At 63.5% G+C, this 21258-nt stretch carries 26 protein-coding genes; 9 read left to right on the top strand and 17 right to left on the bottom strand.

Going from position 1 to position 21258, the window contains the following annotated elements:
• Positions 1-24: 24 nt before the first annotated feature.
• From rseP to rpsB, 8 genes are all read right to left on the bottom strand, one after another.
• Entirely contained in the window at positions 25-1158 is a 1134-nt protein-coding gene (gene rseP, locus ACOJSI_RS10500) for an RIP metalloprotease RseP (RefSeq protein WP_420138233.1), read from the bottom strand.
• Positions 1155-2315 carry a 1-deoxy-D-xylulose-5-phosphate reductoisomerase gene (locus tag ACOJSI_RS10495; RefSeq protein ID WP_420138232.1) on the bottom strand — a complete coding sequence of 387 codons (1161 nt, stop codon included), beginning with the start codon at positions 2313-2315 and terminating at the stop codon, positions 1155-1157. The genes rseP and ACOJSI_RS10495 overlap by 4 nt, the downstream gene beginning before the upstream one ends.
• The gene (locus ACOJSI_RS10490; RefSeq protein WP_420138231.1) at positions 2312-3100 is read right to left on the bottom strand and encodes a phosphatidate cytidylyltransferase; all 789 of its coding nucleotides are present in this window, start codon (positions 3098-3100) and stop codon (positions 2312-2314) included. Before ACOJSI_RS10490 ends, ACOJSI_RS10495 begins: the two co-directional genes overlap by 4 nt.
• Positions 3087-3830 (bottom strand): isoprenyl transferase, encoded by a 744-nt coding sequence (locus ACOJSI_RS10485; RefSeq protein ID WP_420138230.1) that lies wholly within the window; start codon positions 3828-3830, stop codon positions 3087-3089. The genes ACOJSI_RS10490 and ACOJSI_RS10485 overlap by 14 nt, the downstream gene beginning before the upstream one ends.
• Positions 3827-4384: a ribosome recycling factor gene (gene frr, locus ACOJSI_RS10480; protein ID WP_420138229.1), complete on the bottom strand. Its 558-nt coding sequence runs from the start codon at positions 4382-4384 to the stop codon at positions 3827-3829. Before frr ends, ACOJSI_RS10485 begins: the two co-directional genes overlap by 4 nt.
• 2 nt (positions 4385-4386) lie before the next feature.
• Positions 4387-5112 carry a UMP kinase gene (gene pyrH, locus ACOJSI_RS10475; protein WP_420138228.1) on the bottom strand — a complete coding sequence of 242 codons (726 nt, stop codon included), beginning with the start codon at positions 5110-5112 and terminating at the stop codon, positions 4387-4389.
• A gap of 96 nt (positions 5113-5208) precedes the next feature.
• Positions 5209-6132: a translation elongation factor Ts gene (gene tsf / locus ACOJSI_RS10470; protein WP_420138227.1), complete on the bottom strand. Its 924-nt coding sequence runs from the start codon at positions 6130-6132 to the stop codon at positions 5209-5211.
• Positions 6133-6247: 115 nt separating this feature from the next.
• The gene (gene rpsB / locus ACOJSI_RS10465) at positions 6248-7000 is read right to left on the bottom strand and encodes a 30S ribosomal protein S2 (protein WP_420138226.1); all 753 of its coding nucleotides are present in this window, start codon (positions 6998-7000) and stop codon (positions 6248-6250) included.
• 78 nt (positions 7001-7078) lie between these two features.
• On the opposite strand from rpsB, the gene ACOJSI_RS10460 reads away from it, so the two are divergent.
• A complete protein-coding gene (locus tag ACOJSI_RS10460) occupies positions 7079-7546 on the top strand; it encodes a hypothetical protein (protein ID WP_420138225.1) in 468 nt (155 codons plus the stop codon).
• Here ACOJSI_RS10460 and ACOJSI_RS10455 read toward each other — a convergent pair.
• Positions 7509-8252 carry a CDP-alcohol phosphatidyltransferase family protein gene (locus ACOJSI_RS10455; protein ID WP_420138271.1) on the bottom strand — a complete coding sequence of 248 codons (744 nt, stop codon included), beginning with the start codon at positions 8250-8252 and terminating at the stop codon, positions 7509-7511. The genes ACOJSI_RS10460 and ACOJSI_RS10455 overlap by 38 nt on opposite strands.
• A gap of 58 nt (positions 8253-8310) precedes the next feature.
• Positions 8311-9045: a phosphatidylserine decarboxylase gene (locus ACOJSI_RS10450; protein WP_420138224.1), complete on the bottom strand. Its 735-nt coding sequence runs from the start codon at positions 9043-9045 to the stop codon at positions 8311-8313.
• A gap of 101 nt (positions 9046-9146) precedes the next feature.
• Here ACOJSI_RS10450 and ACOJSI_RS10445 point away from each other — a divergent pair, with 101 nt between their 5' ends.
• Complete coding sequence (locus ACOJSI_RS10445) at positions 9147-10367, top strand: NADP-dependent isocitrate dehydrogenase (protein ID WP_420138223.1); 1221 nt, start codon at positions 9147-9149, stop codon at positions 10365-10367.
• 171 nt (positions 10368-10538) lie between these two features.
• Complete coding sequence (locus tag ACOJSI_RS10440) at positions 10539-12314, top strand: cation:proton antiporter (protein WP_420138222.1); 1776 nt, start codon at positions 10539-10541, stop codon at positions 12312-12314.
• On the opposite strand, the gene ACOJSI_RS10435 is transcribed toward ACOJSI_RS10440, so the two are convergent.
• Positions 12311-12832: a carboxymuconolactone decarboxylase family protein gene (locus ACOJSI_RS10435; protein WP_420138221.1), complete on the bottom strand. Its 522-nt coding sequence runs from the start codon at positions 12830-12832 to the stop codon at positions 12311-12313. The genes ACOJSI_RS10440 and ACOJSI_RS10435 overlap by 4 nt on opposite strands.
• A gap of 75 nt (positions 12833-12907) precedes the next feature.
• Positions 12908-13450: a peroxiredoxin gene (locus tag ACOJSI_RS10430; protein WP_420138220.1), complete on the bottom strand. Its 543-nt coding sequence runs from the start codon at positions 13448-13450 to the stop codon at positions 12908-12910.
• A gap of 104 nt (positions 13451-13554) precedes the next feature.
• On the opposite strand from ACOJSI_RS10430, the gene ACOJSI_RS10425 reads away from it, so the two are divergent.
• From ACOJSI_RS10425 to ACOJSI_RS10410, 4 genes are read left to right on the top strand one after another with little or no spacing between them, the layout of a single operon-like run.
• The gene (locus ACOJSI_RS10425; protein WP_420138219.1) at positions 13555-14463 is read left to right on the top strand and encodes a hydrogen peroxide-inducible genes activator; all 909 of its coding nucleotides are present in this window, start codon (positions 13555-13557) and stop codon (positions 14461-14463) included.
• Positions 14464-14511: 48 nt separating this feature from the next.
• Positions 14512-15666: a bifunctional 2-C-methyl-D-erythritol 4-phosphate cytidylyltransferase/2-C-methyl-D-erythritol 2,4-cyclodiphosphate synthase gene (locus ACOJSI_RS10420; RefSeq protein WP_420138218.1), complete on the top strand. Its 1155-nt coding sequence runs from the start codon at positions 14512-14514 to the stop codon at positions 15664-15666.
• Positions 15663-16211, top strand: a complete 549-nt coding sequence (locus ACOJSI_RS10415; protein ID WP_420138217.1) for a hypothetical protein — start codon at positions 15663-15665, stop codon at positions 16209-16211. The genes ACOJSI_RS10420 and ACOJSI_RS10415 overlap by 4 nt, the downstream gene beginning before the upstream one ends.
• Complete coding sequence (locus ACOJSI_RS10410) at positions 16201-16722, top strand: CinA family protein (RefSeq protein WP_420138216.1); 522 nt, start codon at positions 16201-16203, stop codon at positions 16720-16722. The genes ACOJSI_RS10415 and ACOJSI_RS10410 overlap by 11 nt, the downstream gene beginning before the upstream one ends.
• On the opposite strand, the gene ACOJSI_RS10405 is transcribed toward ACOJSI_RS10410, so the two are convergent.
• Both ACOJSI_RS10405 and lipA read right to left on the bottom strand, forming a co-directional pair.
• Positions 16665-17144 (bottom strand): type II toxin-antitoxin system RatA family toxin, encoded by a 480-nt coding sequence (locus tag ACOJSI_RS10405; protein WP_420138215.1) that lies wholly within the window; start codon positions 17142-17144, stop codon positions 16665-16667. The two genes, ACOJSI_RS10410 and ACOJSI_RS10405, sit on opposite strands and share 58 nt — an antisense overlap.
• A complete protein-coding gene (gene lipA / locus ACOJSI_RS10400; protein ID WP_420138214.1) occupies positions 17131-18060 on the bottom strand; it encodes a lipoyl synthase in 930 nt (309 codons plus the stop codon). Before lipA ends, ACOJSI_RS10405 begins: the two co-directional genes overlap by 14 nt.
• Before the next feature lie 64 nt (positions 18061-18124).
• Between lipA and ACOJSI_RS10395 the strand changes: the two genes are divergently transcribed.
• A complete protein-coding gene (locus ACOJSI_RS10395; RefSeq protein WP_420138213.1) occupies positions 18125-18763 on the top strand; it encodes a carbonic anhydrase in 639 nt (212 codons plus the stop codon).
• 75 nt (positions 18764-18838) lie between these two features.
• Positions 18839-19291: a hypothetical protein gene (locus ACOJSI_RS10390; RefSeq protein WP_420138212.1), complete on the top strand. Its 453-nt coding sequence runs from the start codon at positions 18839-18841 to the stop codon at positions 19289-19291.
• Between the two features lie 32 nt (positions 19292-19323).
• On the opposite strand, the gene ACOJSI_RS10385 is transcribed toward ACOJSI_RS10390, so the two are convergent.
• From ACOJSI_RS10385 to ACOJSI_RS10375, 3 genes are all read right to left on the bottom strand, one after another.
• Positions 19324-19578, bottom strand: coding sequence for a hypothetical protein (locus ACOJSI_RS10385; protein WP_420138211.1), 255 nt, complete (start codon positions 19576-19578; stop codon positions 19324-19326).
• 66 nt (positions 19579-19644) lie between these two features.
• Complete coding sequence (locus tag ACOJSI_RS10380; RefSeq protein ID WP_420138270.1) at positions 19645-20841, bottom strand: class I SAM-dependent RNA methyltransferase; 1197 nt, start codon at positions 20839-20841, stop codon at positions 19645-19647.
• A gap of 2 nt (positions 20842-20843) precedes the next feature.
• On the bottom strand, positions 20844-21258 hold a 415-nt coding region (locus tag ACOJSI_RS10375), incomplete at its 5' end, for an ADP-dependent NAD(P)H-hydrate dehydratase (protein WP_420138210.1).

Here is a 21258-nt window from a genome sequence, read left to right as displayed (position 1 = left end):
GCCCGTCGCCCTGCCCTATCCCGATCAGCCGATCAAGCCGGCAAGCTTCCGCCAGAGGCCGAACGAGCCGAGATCGTTGATGGTTACGAACAGCATGAATCCGAGTAACAAAGCAAGCCCTGAACGAAACGCCCACTCCTGCGTTTGCGCCGGCAGAGGCCGGCGTCGCACGCCTTCGATGATGTAAAAGAGGAGATGCCCGCCATCGAGGAGCGGGATTGGCAGAAGATTGATGAAGCCGAGATTAATCGAAACGAAGGCCATGAAGCGAATGAAGGGCAGCCAGCCGAACGTCGCGACCTGACCCGAAAATTGCGCGATCTTCAGCGGTCCGCCGAGCTCCTTTGCGGACCGTTCGCCGCCCAGAATCTGCCCGATCACGTCCGTCATCGTCCGCAGAATGTTGCCCGTTTCCCGCAACGACGCACCAAGAGTGCCGAGCACCCCTTCGCGCTTCTGCACCGAACGCCCCGACGCGACGCCCAACAATCCCACGTCGCCCTCGTTGCCGGCTCCGTCCGAAAAATGCCTGCGCTGTGGCGTCACCGGGACGGTCAGGGTCCGGCCATCACGCTGGATTTCCAGATCGATACGCTGGCCGGGACGCAGGGCGACCATTTGCGCCATGTCTTCGAAGTTGGAGACCGGCCTGCGGGCCACGCTGACGATATGGTCGCCGGGGCGCAGGCCGGCGGCGGCGGCGGCTGTTCCCGGAACGACCTGCGCGATCGTTGCCGGCGTCTGCGGCACCCCGCTGATCCCGAAATATAGTGTGAAGATCGCGATTGCGGCGATGAAGTTGGTCACCGGGCCCGCCAGCACGACCAGAAAGCGCTGCCACACGGGCTTGGCCTGCAGGGTTTGCGCTCGCTGTTCGGGCGGCAGTGCCAGCCATGCCGGATCCGGCGTGCTCGCCGGCCCCATGTCACCCGCGAATTTGACGTAGCCGCCAATCGGCAGCGCCGACACTTTCCACCGTGTGCCGCGCTTGTCCGTCCAGCCGAACAATTCGCGGCCCATGCCGATCGAAAACATCTCCGCCTTCACGCCAAAGACGCGACCCGCCAGATAATGGCCCAGCTCATGCACGAAAATGAGCGGGCCGATCGCGGCAATGAAACAGAGGATGGTGATCGCTAGCGTCAGCACGTGGCTCATGCAGCCTTTCGCTCTAGGGCATTTTCCGTGACGCGCCGTGCCTCGGCGTCAATTTGAAGGGCCTCGTCGATCGTGGCAGGCGCAGTCGGCGCATAGCGCGACAGAACTGTCTCAACGATGAAGGCGATGTCGAGGAATCCAATCCGTCCGGAAAGGAAGGCCGCGACCGCAACCTCATTGGCCGCGTTGAGCACGCCCGGACGCGCCCCGCCTTCCCGCAGCGCCTGAAAGGCCAGCGCGAGCGCCGGGAAGCGTACCAGATCGGGCGCCTCGAAATCCAGCCGGCCGACCTGCGCCAGGTCCAACGGCGTGCAAGGCGTTGCCATCCGTTTCGGCCAGGCAAGCGTATAGGCGATCGGCGTGCGCATGTCCGCCGGCCCGAGTTGCGCCAGCACCGAGCCATCGAAATATTCGACCAGCGAATGGACTACGGATTGCGGGTGGACAAGAACGGACAGGCGCTCATGGCCGACCGGGAAGAGGTGATAGGCCTCGATCAGCTCGAGCCCCTTGTTCATCAGCGTCGCCGAATCCACGGAGATCTTCGCACCCATCGACCAGTTGGGATGCTTCACCGCCTGCGCCGGCGTCACCCGCGCCATGTCTTCCCGGGTGAAATTGCGAAAAGGACCGCCACTGGCCGTCAGGATCACCCGGCGCACACGCGCCGGATCCTCATGCGGGAAGCATTGGAAGACGGCATTATGCTCTGAATCGACCGGCAGCAGCGTGGCGCCGGCATCGTGGGCAGCCTGCATCATCAGGCCGCCTGCCAGAACGAGCGATTCCTTGTTTGCTAAGGCGACGGTTCGCCCCCGGCGCAGAGCCGCCATGACGGGGCTCAGCCCCGCCGTCCCGACAATCGCGCCCATGGTCCAATCCGCAGGTAGTTCAGCCGCCGAAATGATCGCTTCTTGCCCCGCCGCCGCCTCGACACCGCTGCCGTCCAGCGCCTCTTTCAACGCACCGTAGAGGCTGGCGTCGCCGATCACAGCCCTTTGCGCCTGCGTCCGCCGCGCCGCCGCTGCCAGCCCCTGGACATCCTGTTGGGCGGTCAACGCCACTACCTCGAAGCGATCCTTCTCGCGCTCGATCAGATCCAGCGTGGATCGGCCGATGGAGCCGGTGGCTCCCAGAATCGTGATGCTACGCGTCATCGCATATTGCCGTTCGCGACCAACGCGGCGGCCAGAATCACCACCGGCAGCATACCGTCGATCCGATCCAGCAGGCCACCATGGCCGGGCAGAATCCTGCCTGAATCCTTCACGCCGGCGCGCCGCTTCATGGCACTTTCCCACAGATCGCCAAGTTGTGCGATGACGGCCAGCGGGGCCGCCAGCCACAGCGTCGGTGATGGCAAATTGCCGAATATCGCGATAGCGCCGCCGACAATAGCTGCGGCGATCATCCCGCCTACCAGGCCCGCCCATGTCTTGTTGGGGCTGATCGAGGGGGCCAGTTTGGCACCGCCGATCCCCCGTCCGGCGAAATAGGCGCCGATATCGGTCGCCCACACGATCGTCAGCGCCCACAGGCTGAGCAGGAAGCCGTTCTCCTGTGCCCGCAGATAAAGGATCGCGATCGCCGCCGTGCCGATATACGCGCTGCCAACAGCCACGCCGCTCGCGCGTGGCAGCAATGCCAGCAGCAAAGCCGCGATGCCCAGCAACGCCACCGTGGATCGATCCAGGCCCCACAACAGGGGCAAAGCGTAAATCAGGCCGGCGAGAAGAACCAGCAGCGCTAGGACAAGCCGTATCCGGCTTGCTTTCACCAACCCGCCCCATTCGATCAGCGCGATCACGGCACCGACCGAAAGCATAGCCCACAGCACATAGCCGCCAAGCGCAAGGACCAGGATGGCCACCGCCGCCAATATTCCACCGATCATAACACGCAGGCGCAGATCGGAGGGTGGGCGGCCGTCAGCGTCCGCCATAACGTCGCTCCCGCCGTGCGAATGCGGCGATCGCGCTCTCCAGGGCGGCCTGGTCAAAGTCAGGCCATAACGTATCGACGAACAGCAGTTCGGCATAGGCCGACTGCCACAACAAAAAGTTTGATAGCCGCTCCTCACCCGAAGTCCGGATCACCAGGTCCAGCGGCGGCAGAACTGCCGTATCCAGACGCTGCTCGATCGTCGCTGCGCTGATCGTCGCGGGATCGATGCGGCCGGACTGGGCATCGACGGCGATCGCGCGCACCACCCGTGCCAGTTCATCCTGGCTGCCGTAATTCAGTGCTAACGCCACCGTCAGCCCGCTATTTCCCGCCAGGCGCGACCGGGCCGCGTCCAAATCGGCAACGATGTCCGGCTCGAACGCGCGCCAATCCCCGATCAGCTCCAACCGGACATTGTTGCGATCCAGCTCGGCGACTTCCCGCCGGAGATAAAAGCGCAGGAGCCCCATGAGATCGGCAATCTCTGTAGCCGGTCGCCGCCAGTTTTCGGACGAGAAGGCATAGAGCGTAAGCGCTTCGATGCCGAGTTCGCCAGCCGCACGGATCGTCTTGCGGACTGCTTCCATACCCGCACGATGGCCGGCAACGCGCGGCAACAACCGGCGCTTAGCCCAGCGTCCGTTGCCATCCATAATGATCGCCACATGGCGTAGGGCAGCCGAGCCGCCCCCGCCTGCCGGCACTGGCGAGGCCGACGCCGGGCTCACTTACCCAGGATTTCCTTTTCCTTGGCACTGGCTGCGGCATCGATCTCGGCAACCGTCGCGTCGGTCAGCTTCTGAACGTCGCCCTCAGCGCGCTTGCGCTCGTCCTCGCTGATTTCGCCCTTCTTTTCGTCCGTCTTCAAAGCATCCATGCCGTCGCGTCGCACGTTGCGAACCGCGATCCTGGCCTTCTCGGCATATTGGCTCGCCAGCTTGGCAAGCTCCTTGCGGCGTTCCTCCGTCAGATCCGGAATCGGAATGCGCAGATTTTGCCCGTCGACGATCGGGTTGAGACCCAGACCGGCCGAACGGATGGCCTTGTCGACGGGGCCGACGTTGGATTTATCCCATACCTGTACCGCCAGCATCCGCGGCTCCGGCGTCGTGACTGTACCAACCTGGTTCAGCGGCATGTGGCTGCCATAGACCTCAACCGTCACCGGATCGAGCAAGCTGGTCGAGGCACGCCCAGTGCGCAGCCCCTGCAGATCGTGCTTCAGCGATTCGACGGCGCCATTCATGCGGCGCTCGAGATCGGCCTTGTCATAAGCGGCCATATTTACTCCCCTGAATTACGAACGATCGTCGCGGTGCCGCTGCCGGCAAGCACGTGGGCCAGATTGCCTTGCTCGCGGATATTGAACACGACGATCGGAATAGCATTGTCGCGGCATAACGCCACAGCGCTGGCGTCCATCACTCTCAGGTTATCCGACAGGACCTTGTCGAAGGTCACCGTTTCGTAACGCTTGGCCGTTGGGACCTTCTTCGGATCCGCATCGTACACACCGTCGACGGACGTGCCCTTGAACAGGGCATCGCACTTCATTTCAGCCGCCCGCAGCGCTGCGCCCGTGTCGGTGGTGAAGAACGGGCTGCCGACCCCCGCGGCGAAAATGACCACCCTGCCCTTTTCCAGGTGACGCTCGGCGCGTCGGCGGATGAAGGGTTCGCAGACCGAGGCCATCGGAATAGCCGATTGAACGCGAGTTTCGACGCCGATCTGCTCCAGCGCATTCTGAACGGCGAGCGCGTTCATCACAGTTGCGAGCATGCCCATATAATCGGCGGTCGCGCGTTCAATTCCCTTGGCAGCAGCCGACAGACCGCGGAAGATATTACCGCCACCGACGACCACGCACAATTCGAAGCCAGCTTCGCGCGCGGCAGCGATTTCGCCCGCGACACGCGATGTCATGGCTGGGTCGATGGCAAGACCGCCATCCCCCATCAGCACCTCACCGGAAAGCTTGAGGAGGATGCGTTTAAACGGCGGCTGCGGCATGCGCTTACGAGACCCGATCTACATGGAAACGGCGCACACCTTAAAGGCGCGCGCCGCTCCTGAAAACCCTTGCGAAGCGAAGGGCTGTTAAGTGGTTCAAATACCCGCAGCTGCCGCCACTTCGGCGGCAAAATCGCTGGTTTCCTTCTCGATACCTTCACCAAGCTGGAAGCGGACATAGTCGGTCAACGCGATCGAACCGCCCGCATCCTTGGCGGCCTGCGTGATGACATCTGCAATCTTCGTCTTGTTATCCATGACGAACAGCTGCGACGTCAGTGCATTTTCCTTACGGAACTTGGCGATCGCACCCTCCACCATCTTCTCGATGATGTTCTGCGGCTTGCCCGAACCGGCGGCCTTTTCCATCGCGATCGCGCGCTCACGCTCGACGAGAGCCTCGTCGAGGCCCTCTTCGTGCAGCGCCAGCGGGCTGGCTGCTGCGATGTGCATCGCAAGCTGCTTGCCAAGCGCCTCGATCTTGTCGACCGGAGCCGAACCCTCGAGCGCGACCAGCACACCGATCTTGCCGATGCCGGCACCGGCAGCGTTGTGGACGTAGGACACGACGGCGCCTTCGTTGACCGACAGCACGCGCACGCGGCGCAGCTGCTGGTTCTCGCCGATCGTCGCGACGTTGGCCGTCAGCTTTTCCTGAACCGTGCCACCGCCGGGATAAGCGGCGTTCGCCAGGGCTTCGATATCGTCACCCGTCGTGAGCGCCAGCTGCGAAACCGTACGGACAAAGTCCTGAAACTGCTCGTTCTTCGCGACGAAATCGGTCTCGGAATTCACCTCGACAGCGGCACCCTTCTTGCCTTCGACGGCAACGCCGACCAGGCCTTCAGCGGCGGTGCGCCCGGACTTCTTAGCGGCGGTGGCGAGCCCCTTGGTGCGCAGCCAATCGATCGCGGCTTCCATGTCGCCGCCATTTTCCGTCAGCGCCTTCTTGCAATCCATCATGCCGGCGCCCGAGCGTTCACGCAGGTCCTTCACGGCAGCAGCGGTGATCTCCGCCATAGTCATGTCCTTTCGATACAGAAACGTCGCCCCGGCTGAACCCGAGGCCGCTGCGATCTGGCAGAGCCGCAATGCACCAGCGACCCCGGCCTACGCCGGGGCGACGAAATAAATGTTACGCCAGCGCTTCTTCGGCGGGCGGCGCTTCGGCAGCACCGAAATCTTCGCCCGCAGCGACGCGGCCCTGCGTGTTGCCGCGGGTCGCAGCCTCCGCAATGGCATCGCAATACAGACGGATCGCGCGCGAGGCATCGTCATTCGCCGGGATCGGGAAGGCGATGCCGTCGGGGCTGACGTTCGAATCGAGGATCGCCACGACCGGGATGCCGAGCGTGTTGGCTTCCTTGATCGCCAGCTCTTCCTTGTTGGCGTCGATCACGAACATCACGTCCGGGATACCGCCCATGTCGCGGATGCCGCCGAGCGACTGCTCGAGCTTGTCGCGCTCGCGGGTGAGCTGCAGCACTTCCTTCTTGGTCAGGCCGTGCGTGTCGCCCGAAAGCTGCTCTTCCAGGCTCTTGAAGCGCTTGATCGAACCCGAGATCGTCTTCCAGTTGGTGAGCATGCCGCCCAGCCAGCGGTGATTGACGAAATGCTGGCCCGACTGGCGCGCCGCTTCCGCGATCGGCTCCTGCGCCTGACGCTTGGTGCCGACGAACAGCACCTTGCCGCCAGCGGCAACGGTGGAGCTGATGAAGTCGAGCGCGCGCGCAAAGAGCGGCACGGTCTGTGACAGGTCGATGATGTGAACACCGTTGCGATCGCCGAAAATGTACGGCTTCATCTTCGGATTCCAGCGATGCGTCTGGTGACCGAAATGCGCGCCTGCGTCGAGCAACTGCTGCATGGTAACGGCACGTGCCGCCATGGTAATTCTCCTAACCCGGTTGAACCTCTGCAGGGCAGGAACCGCGGCACAACCGCAGCACCGGTATGGAAGCCCCACATGTGGAATGCGGCGCAGTTAGGATGTGGCGCGGCAGAAAGCAAGACTTTCAAGGCAGCGCGCTCCGGCGCGATCGGCATCCGCGGCATTGTCACCTCGAATGCAACCATCGACGGAACGGCACGGCCTGCCGCGATACGAAGACTTGACGAACGAACAAAACAAGAACATATGGAACGGGCTGACAACAAGCCAGTTACCGCACCAAAGCTTGGAACGCGGGGCCGGGCCGGAGATTGTGTGATGCTTCAAAGTGTTGCGACGCTGAGTTCAGTTCTGATCATGTCCGCCATGATCGCCGTCATTGTCGCGATCCTCGCGGATGATTGGCAGGCAGTGACCACAGCATTGGGCCTCAAACCAACTGCCACGCCAGCTCCCCTGCCTGCTGCCATGCGCTCTGCCGGACGGCGCGCGCGGGTGGTTCGAATCAGATCGCAGTCTGCTCCGCTGCGCGCCGCCGCTTGACGCGGGCATAGCTGCGCACGGCCAAGGGAAGCAGGATCGCGTATAGGATGATCAGGCTGCCCAACGTTGCCCAAGGCGCGGTGAATATGGCGGTACCGACCAGACATATCAGAAGCAGCGCCGGCAGGCGGAACTCGCGGCGGAGGCGGAAAGAGCTCCAGCCATAGGTCGGCAGATCCGAGATCATCAGGAAGGCGACGAACAAGGTCCATGGCGCGACGACATAGCTTCGCGCGAACACATCCTGGACACGCGGGAGATCCGCGTCGCCCAGGGCCAGCCATAAAATCACCGGTAGCAACGCCATGGCCGCACCCGCCGGCGCAGGTACGCCGGTCAGAAAGCCTGCTGATTTACGTGGTTGCCACTCGCTGTCGATTTGCGCGTTGAACCGGGCCAGTCGCAAGGCGCAGCAGACCGCGTGCGCCAGTGCGATCACCCAGCCATATTTGGGAACATATTGCAGTGTCCACAGATAGAGGATGATCCCCGGCGACACGCCAAATGCGATGACGTCCGAGAGCGAATCGAGCTCGGCACCGAACCGGCTTTCCGCCTTCAACAGGCGTGCTACCCGACCATCCAGCCCATCGAGGATGCCGGCCACCATGATCGCGCCGATTGCTTTCTCCCACTCACCCGCAATGGCGAAGCGCACCCCGGTCAGCCCGAAGCATAAAGCGAGCGCCGTCACCGCATTGGGCATTACCGCCCGTAGCGGAATGCCGCGCCGCGTTCCCCGTGGCTGGATCAACCGCCGCGCCTCATTGCACGATGCCGGTCACGCGTTCGGTATCACCGATCCGCGCGAGGATGGTTTCCCCGGCGATCGAGCGCTGCCCAAGGGTGACCTTTGGAGCAGTTCCCGCCGGTAAATAGACGTCGACCCTGCTGCCGAACCGAATAAGCCCGACGCGTTGGCCGGTAGCGACCATATCGCCCGATTTAACGAACGGCACGATCCGACGTGCCACGAGCCCGGCGATCTGCGTGAATCCGATCAGCGTCCCATCCGCGCCCGTCATCAGGAAATGCTGACGCTCATTCTCTTCGCTCGCCTTGTCCAGGCTGGCGTTCAGGAATTTGCCGGCGATGTAGACGACGCGTGTGATCCGCCCCGAGATCGGAGCCCGATTGATATGCACATCGAACACGCTCATGAAGATCGACACGCGCATGCACGGCCCGGGCGGCAAGCCCCCTTCTCCGCCAAGTTCGACCGGGGGCTCGACCTGCTGGATCATGGTGATCAGCCCGTCCGCCGGCGCGACGATCAGGCCTGGCCCCTGTGGTACGCTGCGGATCGGATCGCGAAAAAAGGCCAGGACCCAGATCGTGATGCCCACCATCGGCCACGCCAGAATCGGCGCGTGCACCAGGAACAGCGCGGCGGTGATGACCGCCGCGATCACGGCGAATTTGCGGCCTTCGGGGTGAACGGAAGGCCAGCGCCACTGGGCGCTCGGCGTCGTATCGGGCCTGGTTTCAAGCGAGCTCATAGTTCCGCTTACTAGGCGTCGCCTTTCGCCCTGACAATCTTGTGCGCGTCCCGCCCCCGCCCTAGGAGGCACCCCAAACTTCATATTACGGGAACAGTTTCATGGCGAAGATCAAGGTGAAGACCCCCGTCGTCGAAATCGACGGCGACGAGATGACGCGGATCATCTGGGAATGGATCCGCGAGCGCCTGATCAAGCCCTATCTGGATATCGATCTGGAATATTATGACCTGAGCATCGAGAATCGCGATGCGACCAACGACCAGGTGACGATCGACAGCGCCCATGCGATCCAGAAATATGGCGTCGGCGTGAAGTGCGCGACGATTACACCCGACGAAGCACGCGTCGAGGAATTCAACCTCAAGAAGATGTGGAAGTCGCCCAACGGCACGATCCGCAACATCCTCGGCGGCGTCGTCTTCCGCGAACCGATCGTCATCCAGAATGTGCCGCGCCTGATCCCCGGCTGGACCAAGCCGATCGTCGTCGGCCGCCATGCGTTCGGCGATCAGTATAAGGCAACGGACTTCCGCGTGCCCGGCAAGGGCAAGCTCACCATGAAATGGCAGGGCGAAGACGGCCAGGTCATCGAGGAAGAGGTCTTCGATTTCCCGGCCGCTGGCGTTGCTATGGGCATGTACAATCTGGACGAGTCCATCCGCGACTTCGCGCGCGCCAGTATGAATTACGGCTTGGGCCGCCGCTGGCCAGTCTATCTCTCCACCAAGAATACCATCCTGAAAGCTTATGACGGACGCTTCAAGGACATATTCGCAGAGGTTTTCGAGAGCGAATTCAAGGATTCGTTCAAGGATGCTGGCATCGTCTACGAACATCGCCTTATCGACGACATGGTCGCGAGCGCGCTGAAATGGCACGGCGAGTTCGTCTGGGCCTGCAAAAATTACGACGGCGACGTTCAGTCGGATCAGGTTGCCCAGGGCTTCGGTTCGCTGGGCCTCATGACCTCCGTTCTGATGACGCCCGACGGCAAGACCGTCGAGGCCGAAGCGGCGCACGGTACAGTCACCCGCCACTTCCGCCAGCATCAGCAGGGCAAGGCGACGTCGACCAACCCAATCGCATCCATCTTCGCCTGGACCGGCGGCCTCAAATTCCGCGGCAAGTTCGACGATACGCCCGATGTCACGCGCTTCGCGGAAGAGTTGGAGAAGGTCTGCGTGGAAACGGTCGAGGGCGGCGCCATGACCAAGGATCTGGCGCTGCTCGTCGGCCCGGATCAGGCCTGGATGACGACCGAGCAGTTCTTCGAAGCAGTCCGCGTCAACCTCGAGCAGAAGATGGCCAGCTGGGCCTGATCTAACGGGCCGGGCAGCACGCTCGGCCCGGCTTTATGGGGGGAGCACGTACTGCGTGCTCCCATCGCAAGGCGCGGTCACGCGCCGAGTTCAGTGCGGCCCGGACGCCATCATGTCTGTGCGACCATCATTGACTGGCGTTTAGAGACGATCCGGGCGAAGGTCGGCGCCATGACTCTGCCAATCGATTCAGCGGGATTCAGCGACGCGCTCGTCATTCTGGGCGCTGCCGGCATCGTCATTCCGGCCTTCGCACGCTTTCGTATCAATCCGGTAATCGGGTTCATCCTCGTGGGCATCGCCGTCGGCCCGACCGGGCTCGGACGCTTTGTTCCGAACGCACCGTGGCTCTTCTATGCCACGATCAGCGATCCCCATGCGATCGAGCCCTTTGCCGAGCTCGGCATCGTCATGCTTCTTTTTTCCATCGGGCTGGAGCTTTCGTTCCGAAGGCTCTGGAAAATGAGGAAAGCTGTGTTCGGCCTGGGTGCTGCCGAACTGGTCGGCTGCGCCGTGCTGCTGGCGCTCGGGTTTATCGCTTTCGGCCAAGGAACCGTCACTGCCTTCGGGCTTGGTGTCGCATTGGCATTGTCCTCGACCGCGCTGGTTTTGCCGATCGCGGGCACCAGCGGCCCGGTCGGGCAGCGCGCCTTTGCGATGCTGCTATTCGAAGATCTCGCGCTGGTGCCCATCATCTTCGCGCTCGGCGCACTCGCGCCCCATGGCGGTAGCGCCTGGCCCGAACTTCTGCGCACCCTGCTGGTCGGCGGCGGAACCATTGCGGCGATGCTTCTGCTCGGCCGGATCGCCCTGCCCCGCTTGTTCGCACAGGCGGCGCGCACCAAGAGCCCGGAGCTCTTTCTGGCTGTAAGCCTGCTGGTCGTCATTCTTGCGAGCGTCGCGACCGCCGCGGCAGGACTGTCGCCGATCGTCGGCGCGCTGATCGCCGGCCTCCTGATCGCCGAGACAGACTATCACGAAGAGGTCGAAGGAATAACGGCGCCGTTCAAAGGGCTGGCGCTCGGCATCTTCCTATTGAGCGTCGGCATGTCTCTGGATCTCTCGGTCGTGGCCGATCGCTGGGTTGAGCTGTTGCTGGCCCTCACCGGCGTTGTGACAGTCAAGGCCGTAATCACAGGTCTGCTGCTACGCGTCGGTGGCGCTCGGCGGGGTGTCAGTCTGGAAACGGGGTTGCTGATGGCGGCGCCCGCCGAGACAACCTTGATCGTGCTGGGTACGGCTGCGGCTGGAGGCCTGATCGGCCCCCAAACCGCCACTTTCTGGGAGATCGTGACGGCGCTCGGGCTGACCATCACCCCGGTCTTGGCCCAGGTGGGACGCGCGCTGTCCAAACGGGTGGAGCGCCGCAGCAATGAGGAGCCGCTGCCTGCGGTGGATGAAGGCCAGCCACGCGTCCTTATCATCGGCTTTGGCCGGGTCGGCCGGCTGGTGGCGCAGATGCTGGATGCCCACAAGCGCCCCTATCTCGCGATCGACGCGGATGCCGATCTTGTCGCGGCCTCGCGCGAACGGGGCTACCATGCCTCGTTCGGGGACATTGTTCGTCCGGGCATGATCGAGCGCTTGGGCGTGGCGAAAGCCAGTGCGATCGTCCTGACGATGGACGATCCGGTGCAGGTGATCCGGCTCACCAAGCTGCTTCGTGCGCAATTTCCGGACCTTACCATCGTTGCGCGGGCGCGGGATCCCAAACAGGCCGCCCAGCTGTATCGCGCCGGCGCGACCGATGCGGTCCCGGAAACCGTGGAATCTTCGCTGCAACTATCTGAGGCCGTGCTGGTCGATCTGGGGCTGGCCATGGGGCCGGTGATTGCGTCGATCCACGACAAGCGCGCCCAGTTGCGCGCCAAGATCATGGAAATGGCCGATATGTCCCGCGAGCCGCCGCTAAGACGGCGGCAGCTCGCGCCAGACACACAGGGTTAGACGCGGGTTGCGTGTACCGTCGCGGCGGCGGTCATGACGGATCCAATCCGCGCAGCAGCCTGGATCACGTCGGCAGCAATGCCATGGCTTTTCAGGACCTTTTCATGGCTGTCGATACACGTGCCGCAGCCATTTTGGGCCGATACAGCCAGGCTGAACAGCTCGAAATCGGCCTTATCGATGCCAGGGTTCCCTATCACGTTCATGCGCAGCTTTGCCGGAAGCGTCGCATATTCCTTGTTCGTGGCCAGGTGTGTGAAGCGATAATAGACGTTGTTCATGGCCATGATCGCCGCAGCGGCACGGGCCGCATTAGCCGCTTCTGCCGACAATTTAGGGGCGCATTCGGCTTCCGCCGCCTCGACCAACGGCCTGTAGCCGGACCCGTGGGCCGTCGTCAGCAAAAGCCCATATTTACGTTGGTCGCCGAGCGTCTGATCACTGGCCAGCGAGTTTAGGTTCAGGCGGATGTCCTTGGCATAATCGGGCAAGGCCTCCGCAAATTCACGAAGCGACATGACTTTTCTCCTGCTGCAGGCATGAAAAGGGCGCGAGCGGCGGTAGCCACCCGCGCCCTTCGCTATTGCTGATGATCAGGCGGCCGGCTTCAGAACCTGTTCACCCTGCTGCCAGTTGCAGGGGCAGAGTTCGTCCGTCTGCAGCGCGTCGAGCACGCGGATCGCCTCGGCCGGGTTGCGGCCCTGGTTCAGGCCGTTGACCGTCACATGCTGGATCACATTGTGCGGATCGACGATGAAGGTCGCACGATAGGCGACGCCCTCGTCGGGTGCGACGATGCCGAGCGCGTTCGCCAGGTCCTTCTTATTATCCGCGATCCAAGGAAAGTCGCAATTGGCGAGACGCTCGTCCGACTTGCGCCATGCGAAGTGCACGAAATCCGTATCAGTCGAGGCACCGATCAGCACGGCATCACGATCGGCGAAATCGTTCTTGAGCTCGCCATAGCCGATGATCTCGGTGGGGCAGATAAAAGTGAAATCCTTCGGCCAAAAGAACACGATCTTCCACTTGCCGCCGGTATCGCCGGTATCGATCGTCTCACCGTTGGGGAGAGCGGACACGCCCTGCTGCACGGGCAGCTTCAGAGCAGGAAATTTGTCGCCGACAGTCAGCATCGATATTCTCCGGATTGGGTGGGAAACGCACCGGCTCTGCAGGGCGGGTGGCAATCGCAAACTTAATTGATTATTTATGGGATATTGATCGATTGGAGCGATGAATGGCGGTCTATCTCCCCACTCTCAAGCAGCTGCAATATCTGGTCGCGCTGCGGGACACAGGCCATTTCGGCCGCGCCGCCGAAGCATGTTTCGTCACGCAATCGACGCTGTCCGCCGGGCTGCGAGAGCTTGAATCACTTTTAGGTGTTATGCTCGTCGAACGCACGCGCCGGGTGGTTCGCTTTACCCCGCTAGGTCTTCGTATCGCCGACAAGGGCGAGCGGGTGCTGCGCGAGGCCGAGGAGCTGTCCGCGCTGGCCCGGGCTGCCAGCAAGCCATTGGCTGGCGAGCTGCGCATGGGCGTGATCCCCACAATCGCGCCCTTCTTGCTGCCGCGGATCATGGGCAAGCTGCGCGATCAGTGGCCGGAGTTGAAACTCTATCTTCGCGAGGAGCCGTCGGCAGCCGCCTGCGAATCGCTTCACCGCGGCCATGTCGATTGCGTGCTCCTCGCCTTGCCCTACGCTTGTGGCGATATCGATCACGCCGACCTGTTCGAAGATCGCCTGTTCGTTGCCTACCCCGGCGCCGATGGGGCTGGCCTGCCCGACATGATGCGAGCTGAGGCCATAGACGAAAGCCGGCTCCTGCTACTGGAAGACGGGCATTGCCTGAAGGATCATGCACTGGCCGCATGCAATCGTCCGGAGTTACGAGCCGGGGCCGCCATGATGGGCACGTCGCTCCACACCCTGGTGCAGATGGTCGACAATGGGCTGGGGGTAACGATGCTGCCTGAAATGGCGCTGGAGGCCGGCATTCTCGATCATACCGGCGTGGTGGCCCGCCCGCTGGACGCGGATCACCCCTCCCGCCGGATTGCGCTGGTCTGGCGTAAGGGGTCGCCGCGCGACAAGGAGTTCCGCTTGTTCGCGCAAGCTCTGCAGACCGCCCATGCGGCGGCATGACCTACGCCGATATGTTCTTAGCGCCTTTGACACGCTAGGCGGCGACCGATGCATGAGCCTGTCACCGCCTTGATCGTCGCGGCCGGGAGCGGATCGCGCTCTGGCCAGACCCTGCCCAAGCAATTTCTGTCGATCGGCGGAAAGGCCGTGCTGGCGCACGCCGTCGATGCGCTCGCCGCCCACCCGGCCATTTCCGAGATCATCGTCGTGATCGGCGCCGGGCAGGAAGCGCTATTGCGCACTGCGATTGGCGACAGAAAGCTTGGGTCAGTCGTGATTGGGGGCGCCACCCGCCGCGACTCCGTCCTGAACGGCCTGACTGCCACGACCGGCCGCCGCGTCCTGATCCATGATGCGGCGCGCCCGTTCCTTCCGGCTGCCGTGACCGATCGGTTGCTTGCGGCGCTGGACCATGCCCCAGGGGCCGTTCCGATCCTTCCCGTCGCCGATACGCTGGCCCATGCCGGTGACAGTCTCGGCGCCACCGTTCCGCGCGACGGGGTCGCCCGCGTACAAACGCCGCAAGCCTTCCGGACCGAAGCCATCCGCCAGGCTCATGCCGCCTGGGACGCGGCCCGCGAAGCCACCGATGATGCCCAGGTCGCACGCGCGGCCGGCTTCACAATCTCGACCGTCGAAGGATCGCCCTTGCTCGACAAGCTGACCTATCCGTCCGATTTCGTGGCGGCCGAGCGCCGCCTGGCTGCCGATCTGGTATCCCGCACCGCCCTCGGCTTCGACGTTCACAGCTTCGCAGAGGGCGACGGCATCTGGCTGGGCGGCATCCGCATCCCGCACCATCGGGCGCTGGCGGGCCATTCCGATGCGGATGTCGCGCTCCACGCATTGACGGACGCCCTGCTGGGCACAATCGGCGATGGCGACATCGGAACCCACTTTCCGCCAACCGATCCGCAATGGCGCGGCGCGGCCTCTCACCGCTTCCTCACCTACGCTGCAGACAAGATTGCAGAACGGGGCGGACGGATCGATCATGTCGACTTAACCATTGTGTGCGAGGAGCCCAAGGTCGGCCCGCATCGCGACGCGATTCGGGCGCGGATCGCCGAACTGTTGGGGCTCCAGGAGGCGAAGATCAGTATCAAGGCGACCACGACCGAGCGTTTGGGCTTTACGGGCCGCCGTGAAGGCATTGCGGCCCAGGCAGCTGCAACGGTGCGCCTGCCGGAGGGTAATATATGAATGTATATAAGCGCATCGGACTGACGCTGATGGTTGCGACGATGCCGTCTGTCGCGCTGGCGCAGGCGCCGGATTGCCTGCCCCAGCCCCAGGCCGCCGCTTTGGTCACTTTCGCCCTACCGACATTGGTGGAAAAACTGGGCAATCGCTGCAGCGAAGTGCTCGCTCCGAATGCCTATATCGTTGCCAATGCCGCGGACTTGGCCGACCGTTACCGTCCGGACAGCGCCGCCGCCTGGCCGCAGGCGCGCCGGGCCATCAACGTCATCTTCCAGAAATTTCTCGGCCAGCCCATGCCGCCCGATATGAACTCCGACGCGATCCGCCTGCTGGCGGAACCCGCGCTGGGCGGCTTCCTCGCCAAGCAGGTCAACCGCAACGATTGCTTCGTCGCGAACGAAGCGATCCAGGGCGCCCGCGCGGTCTCCGGAGCCGATCTCGGCCGTTTGGCCGTGCTCGCTCTGTCGGTCGCCGAGCGTAAGGGCAAAGGACTGACCGAGGTACTGAAGATCTGTAAGCTGGAGCCGCGCGACAGTGAGCGATAACCTTCTTCCGCCTGAACTGGTCGACCTGGCGCGCCGGGTGATCGATGAGAATCGCGCGGCCGGACGGCGCATATCGGTCGCCGAAAGTTGCACGGGGGGCCTGGTCAGCGCCGCCCTGACCGAGATACCGGGCTCGTCCGACGTGTTTGATGCCGGCTTCGTAACCTATTCGGACGCGGCCAAGACGCGTTTGCTCGGCGTCGCCGGCGACGTGATCGAGACTTTTGGCGCCGTCAGCCTCGCTACCGCCTGGGCGATGGCGCACGGGGCAGTCGCGAAATCGGGCAGCGACGTCGCGGTCGCCATCACCGGCATTGCCGGCCCGGGCGGGGGTACCGATCGGAAGCCGATCGGAACGGTCGTCTTCGCCTTGGCGAAAGCCGGCGACGATCCGGAAGACGCCATCACCGATCAGAAGGATTTCGGCGACAAAGGCCGGGGCGGTATCCGCCTTCAGGCGGCGCTATGCGCGCTCGGGCTGCTGTTACCGACGGGGCCGGTCGTCCCATAGAGTTTAGCGGCCCGCGCCTCGAACGCGCTCACCATCTTGCGGAAAGCCATGCCGAACATCTGGCCGGCCAGCGCTTCGAAGATGCGATTGCGAAATTCGAAATCGACGCAAAATCCCACCAGCGTACCGCCCTCCCCATCCGGTTCGAACGTCCAATGGTTGGTGAGATATTTCAGCGGGCCATCGAGATAATCCACGTGGATTCGCATCGGCCGCTGTTTGGATACGCGCGAGGTGAAACGCTCCTTCAGCGCCCGAAAGCCGACGATCAGGTCAGCAACCATCTCGTCCGGACCGTCGGAACGCACGCGTACCGCCGCCACCCAGGGCAGGAATTCGTCATAGCGGCCAACATCCGCCACCAGATCGAACATCTGCTCCGGCGTATAGGGTAGCCGGCGGGTCTCTTTATGCCGGGGCACGGTTGGTCTTGAGCTGCGCTTCACGCGCGGCCCGCATCCGTTCGAAATCGTCACCCGCATGGTAGCTTGAACGCGTCAGCGGTGTGGCGGCAACCTGCAGGAACCCCTTGGCGCGTGCGATGGAGCCATAGGCCGCGAAGGCTTGCGGGGTGACAAATTCCGCGACTTTGGCATGCTTCGGGGTGGGTTGTAGATATTGGCCCATGGTCAGGAAATCGATCTGCGCCGAACGCATATCGTCCATTACCTGATGCACTTCCAGCCGCTCTTCACCCAGCCCGACCATAACGCCCGACTTGGTAAAGATGGACGGATCCAATCGCTTCACCTGCTCCAGCAAGCGCAGCGAGGCATAATAACGTGCGCCCGGCCGGATGGTCGGATACAGCCTCGGCACGGTCTCCAGATTGTGATTATAGACGTCGGGGCGTGCCGCCACGATCGCCTCTAACGCGCTGTCGGCCTTGTTCCGGAAATCGGGCGTCAGGATCTCGATCGTCGTGCTCGGCGTCGTGCGGCGAAGCGCCTCGATCACCTTCACGAACTGCCCCGCGCCGCCATCCTTCAGATCATCGCGATCTACCGAAGTCACGACGATGTGAGTGAGGCCCAATTCCGCCGCCGCATCGGCAACATGCTGCGGCTCCAGCGCGTCCACCGCGCGCGGCATGCCAGTCTTGACGTTGCAGAAGGCACAGGCGCGCGTGCACACGTCGCCGAGGATCATCACGGTCGCGTGCTTCTTGGTCCAGCATTCGCCGATATTGGGGCACGCTGCCTCTTCGCAGACGGTTGCCAGGTTCAGGCGGCGCATCAACTGGCGCGTCTCGTTGAAGCCATGGCTGGTAGGCGCTTTGACGCGGATCCAGTCCGGCTTGCGTTCACGCTGAGGGCGGATCGGCAGCGGCTCGTTCATGGGGTGCCAGATAGCGTCGCACGCGCGCACTTGCCACCCCCCACCATCCCGCTAAGCGGGATCTATGGATGAATTTGAACGTCTTCTGTCTGGCTATCGCCGCTTTCGGGATCAGGATTGGTCGCAGCAGCGGGCGCGATGGGCGGAATTGGCGGAAGGCCAGCAGCCAAAGACGATGGTTATTGCCTGCTCGGACAGCCGCGTTGACCCGACCCGCATATTCGATAGCGCGCCGGGCACGCTGTTCGTGGTTCGCAACATTGCCAACCTGGTACCGCCGTTCGAAACGACGAAAGGCCACCATGGCGTCTCTGCCGCGCTGGAATTTGCGGTGACGCAGCTCAACGTCGCGGAGGTTGTTGTGCTGGGGCACGGCGCCTGTGGCGGTGTCGCAGCCGCGCTCAACCACGCATTCGAAGGCGAGCCGCCTGGCCGCGGCGGGTTCATTTCCGACTGGGTGTCGCTGCTCGACGATGTGCGAGACCGGATCGTGTCCGAATGCGGCCATGGCCCCGATGCCGCGCACGCGCTGGAACATGAATGCGTGAAGGTCAGCCTGGCCAATCTGCGTACGTTCCCGTTCGTTCCCGAACGCGAACGCGCCGGAACGCTCAAACTCCGCGGCGCCTATTTCGCGATTGCGGAAGGCGTTCTCCATGTCCTGGATGAAGACAGCGGCACATTCGCTCCGGCCAATGCCTAACGCAAATTAGGACCAGCTCGGAACGTCCTCTTTTTGCTGGCGTTCAAGGCCGCATCCCCCATCAAGGAGCGCTCTATGCTGGCCAAACCTATGTTCGGGCTGTTGCTTGCGGCAACGGCCGTTTCGTCCACCTTCGCCCAGACTTCTGCGACCGGCACGACCGGGCGTACGCCGGCAGAGGAATATCAGCGTGGGTACAGTACGCCGCCCATGCCCAATCAGGCTGCCATCAATGCCGCGGGTGCTCCCGTCACAGCTGCCTTGAACAACCAGGGTGCTGCGGTGAGCCAGGCAGACAACACCGCCATCGCGGCAGACCAGGCCCAATATGAAGCCGATCGCGCTGCTTATATGGACGCGCTCGTCAAGCATGATCGGGCGGTGAACCGCACCGATGCGCGCTATGTGCGTCAGCAAAATGCCTATGCCGACGCCATGCGGGTGTGGCGCGCCCAGGCCTATGCCTGCAAGCACGGCAATTCGCGCGCGTGCAAGGCCCCCACGCCCAATCCGGCGGATTTCTACTGAGCCTTCAGGGGAGCGGCGTGCCGCTCCCCTTTTTACAGGCGATCGCCTTCCGGCAGGGCAGCGAGAATCATCTTCTCCCAGACTTCGGGATCGCCGGCCGCGGCCATCCGCGCATCCGGCTCCCGCAATGTCCGCAACACGGCCATGGCGTCATCGATATGGTCGGACCAGGTCGCGTCGACCTCGCTGCCGGCCGATCGGCTGCTTCCGTCGGCATTGGCGCTGAGCCTCTGCCCCGCGAGCACACGCGCGATCCGTTCGACTACGTCACCTTTTGAAACGTTCATCTGGCATCCTCCTTTCCCTCTCAACCGCCGAATGGAGCCGCGGTTTCAGGGCAGGGAAGGCCATGGTCAGTTTCGGCGACTGAAGGCTGCGGCCAGCTCGACATGGGTTGACCAGCGAAACTGGCCGACGGGCTGAACCCAGTCGATCTGCCATCCGCCTTCGATCAGGCTCCGAGCGTCGCGGGCGAAGGTGGCGGGGTTGCACGACACGTAGGCGATCCGCTTGGCAGGCGCGCGCGCCAGATCAGGGATCTGCTCCTTGGCGCCAGCCCGCGGCGGATCGAGCACCACCGCCTCGAACCGCGCCAGCTCTGTCGGCGATAAGGGCCGCCGGAACAGGTCGCGATGCTCGACCGCCAGTTGACGCCCGCTATGATTTGCCGCGATCTGCAACGCCAACGCCGGATCGCGCGCGCCTTCTACCGCCAACACCTTCGCCTTGCGCGCCAGCGGCACGGCAAAGGTCCCCACCCCTGCGAACAGATCCGCGATGCTGGCGCAGTCGCCAACCGCTTCCTGAACCGCGCGGGTCAATGCTGTGCTGCCATCAACTGTCGCCTGCAGGAATGGTTTGATCGGCAGGCCCACCGCCACGCCATCCAAGGTTATGGTGACCGGCTCTGGCTCCCACCGCGGCTCGCTGCCATAGCCTTCGTCCACCGCGAACCGGGCAAGCTTGTGCGTCTGGGCGAAGTCGATCAGCGCTTCATGTGCCGCCAGTCCCTCGACTGTGACATTATCCAGCGCGACATCCACGCCCTGATCCGTCAACGCCACGAAAACGGTCGCCCGGGTGCGCGGCTTCAGCAATGTGCCAAGCAGGGCCCGGATCGGTTCGACGAGGGCGAACAATTCCGGCAGCAGGATATGGCATTCGCGCATATCCACGATGTGATGGCTCACCTCCTCGTTGAAGCCGAGCACGACGCGTTTACCGATACGCTCGGCGCTCAAGGACGCCCGGCGCCGGGTGCGTGGTGGGGAAAGATGCGGCGGCCTGATATCCGGCACGGCTAGCTTCTGCGACGTGAGCGCGCCACTCACGCGATCGATCAGATATTCAGAATAGGTTGCATCGTCAACATGTTGCAGCTGGCAACCGCCACAGCGTGGAAAGTGACGGCAGGGTGGCTCGACGTGATGCGGGCCGGGAATGATGTCCGCCGCATTGGAGACCATGTCGCCCGGTGCGGCGAGCGCGACAGTGCGCCCATCCGCGGTAATGCCGTCGCCTCTCGCGGCCAGACGAATGACTTCGGACAGAATCACAGGCACGCTTTCAACGCTGCGGGCAGACCGCGGATCAGATCGTCGGCGATCAAGCCGGCGCCGGCCTTGCGCGCCGCCTCGGAGTGCAGCCACACGCCAGCGCACGCCGCATTGAACCCTTCATGCCCGCCGGCCAGCAGCGCGCCGATGATGCCGGCAAGTACATCGCCCGTTCCCGCGCTTGCAAGCCATGGAGGCGCGAGCTGCGCAATCGCCGTCCGTCCGTCCGGATGCGCGACGATGCTGTCGGCTCCCTTAAGCAGCACGACTGCGCCGGACGTCGCGGCGGCCGCCCGCGCCTGGCTGAGCCGGTCTTCCTTACTGTCGCCGAACAGGCGCACGAACTCTCCCCAATGCGGCGTCAGCACATGTCCAGCGAGGCGGTCATGCCGGCGCCTCCCGATCAACGTC

Origin of the sequence: Sphingomonas sp. (genome assembly GCF_048595155.1) — a bacterium.
Classification (GTDB): domain Bacteria; phylum Pseudomonadota; class Alphaproteobacteria; order Sphingomonadales; family Sphingomonadaceae; genus Sphingomonas_I.
This window is presented reverse-complemented; position numbering and strand designations above follow the sequence as displayed.